The following is a 2735-nucleotide window of genomic DNA, read 5'->3' as shown; positions in this document are numbered from 1 at the left end:
ACCGATGATAGATTACATAAACAAAATACAAACTTCGATTTGGTGAACCGCCGTATACGAGACCCGTACGTACGGTGGTGTGAGAGGCGCACTGGCAATCATTCGATTGTCAGCCGTCTACTCGATTCTATGCCGTTTTTTATTCAGTTCGTTGTTTTATCCATTCTGCTATTATTTCCAAAGCTTTTGGTGAGAAGGTCTGTTCAATAGTTGCATATTCATTTGGTAATCCAGTTTTGCTTTCTTGAAATAAATGGTTTAAATTTTCCAATTGTTTTGTTTCAACATCCTCGTTTCCATTTTCTTTCAAGATTTTTTCGATTGTTTCTAGGTTTTCTTTTGATGGAACTTGTAAATCATTAGCCCCATTAAGGGCAAGAACAGGACATTTTGTTTTACTTAAAGCCGTTTGAGGGTCAAATTTTATAAAATCTGTTAACCAAGGAATTGACATTTGTTCTGAAATGGTTTGGATTTGACTTTCAGGTAACATTGCACCAAATACTTTAGTAAAATAATTTTTTAGTTCAACTTGTAATTCAGTTTGGTTCTCATTTGATTTTAAAATTATATCATAAGCAGCTTTCATATTATTTTGTCCTTGTGTAATTCCGATTTCTGGAACACCCATTTTTCGTTCTATTATTTCTTTTTGCAAAAGCATAAGTTTGTCGCCTCTTATACCGGAACCAGCAAGAATTACAATAAAAGAAACGTCTGTATCTTCACTTGCAATAATTGGTGCGATAATACCACCTAAACTGTGACCAATTAAGCCAATTTTAGAATGATTAATCTCCTTACGAGTTTTTAGGAATTCAAATGCACTTTCAGTATCGTTAACAAATCCATTGAGTCCAGTTTCATTATAATTACCTTCTGATTCGCCAGTTCCTCTATCATCAACTCGTAATACTGCAATTCCTCTTTTAGTTAGGTAATCAGCTAAAACTAAAAATGGCTTATGGTTCAATAGTTCGGAATTTCTGTCTTGTGGTCCACTGCCACTAATCAAAATTACAGCAGGAAAATCTGAACCCATTTTTGGATATGTAATTGTTCCTGCAAGAGAAATGCTATCAAGGTTATTTTTAAATACAACATTTTCGCTTATATACTCAAAAGGTTCTTTAGGTTCTTGAGGTCTATTATTTTGAGAATATAAATTGAATGATGTAATTGTAGTAATTATAAAATATAAAAGTTTGGTTTTCATTTTGCTTGTTTTTTAAGGTTTTGAAATTTTAGGTATGAATAGACTACAGGAATAATAGTTATAATAGCTGTGATAACTATAAATATTGTAAAATTAGTTTGCTTTTCTAATAACAAACTTGAAAGTATAATTATAAGACCACCAATAAACCACATTTTTCCTCCTAATTTGTGTGTTTCTTTCCAAACAGTTTCGTTTTCTAAAGTCCAAGGTGTTCTAATTCCAATGAAGTAATTTGCTTTGATTGTTTTAAAATAATTCCCAAATATTATATATAAAACTCCGATTAACAATACAATATAATTCGGATTAGCAAATGATTCATTTTTGGCTGTATAAATAATAAACAAAGCTAAAATTGACATAAAAGTTGTTAGTAAGAATTTTATAGTTTTAAGTTTGTTTCCCATTTTATTCAATTTGTTTTTTGGGTCAATTTTTGGAACAACTAGAAAAATAATATATACAAGTAGTGGTAATAAAATTGGAATAATTATTAACTCAATTTTTTCTCCATATCTGTCTACTTCTCCTCTAATATTCCAATGCATAGGAACTTTTTCAGGTAATTGATTCCAGATATATGCCAAATAGATAAAAGGTAACAATACAATTCCAATAAGTGGTAATTCCTTTTTTAGGCTCATAATTTATTTTTTTAAAGTTAGTATCCAGTTTATTAAGTCTTCTAATATGCTAGTGTTTAATGAATATTCTACAAATTGTCCTTTTTTCTCACTTGTTATTAAATCTGCTCTTTTTAAAATGTCAAGATGATGTGAAATACTTGGCTTGGATATATTAAATTGTTCCGCAATTTCCCCAGCATTCATATCTTTCTCTTTTAGTAGCTCAACAATCTGTCTGCGAGTTTCATCATTAAGAGCTTTAAATAAAGAATTCATTTTATTTAGTTATTTAGACAAATATCTAAATACTTTTTCAAATGACCAAATGTTTGTCGTTTTTTTAAATGGCATAGAACGTTTAGTATATGAAAAGTAGGCGATTTCGAAGCATTAAACTTTCGGTTAAGCACAAAGTTTGATATGAGCCAAAACCCTTGAATTTATTACTATTTCGCCTATTTTTTATATACATTGTGTGTGCCCAGTATGGGCATCTTTTACTTACAGCAAAGTAAGTAATTAATCTAGAGGGTGCAAGTCCCTTATGCGCTGGGGTAACGCCTAGAAGCATTAGTAAGTCGCAAGGGTGGTAACTGTGAAGTTACATCTGAAGAAAGCGAGACTACAAAACTCGGTACTGACGAACAGAAACCGTATACAGAGGCCTATTTATTCGGGTAAGCAACCACATCATTGCAACGCCCAAAGCATACCAAAAGGGTAAGTAGGTAGATACGGCAGGGATTGAGTGAAAGAAGATGTCATTACCTGGGGAGATCTCCAAAGTTACGAGTTGGCCTATTGGAGAAGTCAGCAGAAGTCATAGTACTTAAGGGAAACGAGGTGGGATAAAAAGCCCATAGGACTCACAATTAAGGAAGGACGGAACA

At 32.1% G+C, this 2735-nt stretch carries 3 protein-coding genes; all 3 read right to left on the bottom strand.

All coding sequences use genetic code 11. The features are described from left to right. Nucleotides 1–139: 139 nt before the first annotated feature. Genes ES677_RS14920 through ES677_RS14910 form a run of 3 tightly spaced genes read right to left on the bottom strand, consistent with a single transcriptional unit; the run spans nucleotide 140 to nucleotide 2121 of the window. Nucleotides 140–1216 (bottom strand): alpha/beta hydrolase family protein, encoded by a 1077-nt coding sequence (locus ES677_RS14920; RefSeq protein ID WP_148381685.1) that lies wholly within the window; start codon nucleotides 1214–1216, stop codon nucleotides 140–142. Beyond that, on the bottom strand, nucleotides 1213–1863 hold the full coding sequence (locus tag ES677_RS14915; protein WP_148381684.1) for an SdpI family protein: 651 nt from the start codon (nucleotides 1861–1863) through the stop codon (nucleotides 1213–1215). The genes ES677_RS14920 and ES677_RS14915 overlap by 4 nt, the downstream gene beginning before the upstream one ends. 3 nt (nucleotides 1864–1866) lie before the next feature. After that, nucleotides 1867–2121, bottom strand: coding sequence for an autorepressor SdpR family transcription factor (locus ES677_RS14910; RefSeq protein ID WP_148381683.1), 255 nt, complete (start codon nucleotides 2119–2121; stop codon nucleotides 1867–1869). Nucleotides 2122–2735 lie beyond the last annotated feature (614 nt).

Source organism: Bizionia gelidisalsuginis, assembly GCF_008086185.1.
Lineage (GTDB): Bacteria > Bacteroidota > Bacteroidia > Flavobacteriales > Flavobacteriaceae > Bizionia > Bizionia saleffrena.
The sequence above is the reverse complement of the archived record's forward strand: the minus strand, read 5'-3'. Positions and strand labels throughout refer to the sequence as shown.